At 44.8% G+C, this 1,789-nt stretch carries 2 protein-coding genes; one reads left to right on the top strand and one right to left on the bottom strand.

Annotated features, from left to right (window positions below; genetic code table 11):
* On the bottom strand, nt 1-1,037 hold a 1,037-nt coding region (locus tag F6K20_RS36910), incomplete at its 3' end, for a UvrD-helicase domain-containing protein (protein ID WP_287298184.1).
* Between the two features lie 357 nt (nt 1,038-1,394).
* Between F6K20_RS36910 and F6K20_RS36905 the strand changes: the two genes are divergently transcribed.
* Nucleotides 1,395-1,769, top strand: a complete 375-nt coding sequence (locus tag F6K20_RS36905; RefSeq protein ID WP_009149334.1) for a hypothetical protein — start codon at nt 1,395-1,397, stop codon at nt 1,767-1,769.
* Nucleotides 1,770-1,789 lie beyond the last annotated feature (20 nt).

Below are 1,789 nucleotides of genomic sequence, written 5' to 3'. Positions count from 1 at the left end.
GAGGTTGAAGGTTGGGAGGTTGAAGGTTGGAAGGTTGAAGGTTGAGAGGTTGAAGGTTGGGAGGTTGAAGGTTGGGAGGTTGAAGGTTGGGAGGTTGAAGGTTGGGAGGTTGAAGGTTGAAGGTTTGGTTCGGAAGTAGCTGGCAATGTGGCTAGGGTTTGCAAGAGTCGGTATTGTAAGGGTGTGGAATCTTGGGCTTCGTCTTCAAAGACGGCAAAAAATTGATTTTGCCAGAGCTGACGGATGGCATCGTTTTCTAGCACTCTCAGCGCAGCTAGAATCATGTCGTCGTAGTCGATGAATTCACGCGATCGCACTATGGTTTGATACTGTTGATACAGTCCTGCTGCGATCGCTAATATCCCATATTCATCGGTTGTCTGTTCACTGAGGTGCCACAAATCTGCTGGTAATAATCCAGAACTTTTGGCTTCATGGATAACGGTGTAGGCCAGGTTAGGTAAAACTTCCGTTCGCAATACGGATTGTCGGCGCAACCGTTCTGTTTCTTCTCCATCAAAGCTTCGACCTTCGAGCAAGGTCAGATACCGGCGTGGATAATTAGCAATCCACTGTTCCACACAAGCACGGATTAAGCGATGACTTTGATTTGGAGTTACTAGAGTACTACTGTCTAGATTCAATCCCGATAATTCTGGATGACGGTTAGCAATGTAGAGGGCTAAACCATGTAAGGTATAGACTACAAAACTATTTTGTGGGACCTTAAGGGTTTTTAGGTCATCGCGGATTTTAGCTCTTATACTGGCAGCGGCAGAGCGAGTGAAGGTGACTACCAGCAATTGATATCTGCTATGGAGTTGGTAATTTGCGATCGCAATTGCTGCAGCTTTTGCCATGCCAGTAGATTTACCAGCACCAGGGACAGCAGAAACCGCTAAGGTTCCCCCTTGCCACTCGGCCATCGGTTGTTGTCCCCTTCTTAAACTATTGCGGAGTCGTTGTAGTTCTTGGGCACGCCAAGCGGAGAGCGGGGTTTGCCCTGAGTCTGACTTGGTATCTGTATCCTCTGACATGTTGAGATTTGCTGCAACTGACTATTTTTTGGTTATTTTTTGGTATTGTAATTAGCCCAGGTTGCAAACCGCTATCCCTTAAGGTTTACCCTGGTTGCTCATTCAACCATTAGACCTCGGGAGTAGGGACAGATTTTCACAGGGCACTGAGATCTTAGAGTAGCTTAATGATTATTCATTTATTGTTAGAGTGATTAGTAATTACGCAACAATAACTTAACAATTTCTGCGTTTTTTTTTTAATAAAACATGCCAAAATTACATGGGCAGTGTCAGTTCTGCTCACGATACTCTTAGCAAGGTTAACTCTAAAAGACTTCTTTCGCTTTTCTCATTTCACATTTTAAGGAGGAAATTATGAAGCGAGTTGCGATTTTTTTGATGTCTTTGATGGCTGCACTGGTACTCATTGCTACCCCAGCTCATGCGTCGATTCAAGCAGGCATTATTGAGCTGTGTTCACCAGGCCCAGTGGAAACAACAAATAATGACACAAGCACATTTAAAGAAGTGTTCTTCGCAGAGCCATTTCGGGAAGGCTCAGATGTGATCGTGATTCCAATGGTTCAAACCTTTAATGGAGCAGATACCCCTGGTGTCAGGATCGCAGATGTAACCACGAAGGGCTTTAAGTTCAAAATGAACGAATTAGTTCGGGGTGGTCCAAGGCAGGCTCTGTCAGATGGAGGACATACAAAAGAAACCATAGGTTGGATGGCTGTCGGTTTCTAATCGCTCTTAGGATTTTTTTC

It is taken from the genome of Moorena sp. SIO2C4 (assembly GCF_010672485.1).
Classification (GTDB): Bacteria; Cyanobacteriota; Cyanobacteriia; order Cyanobacteriales; family Coleofasciculaceae; genus Moorena; species Moorena producens.
This window is presented reverse-complemented; position numbering and strand designations above follow the sequence as displayed.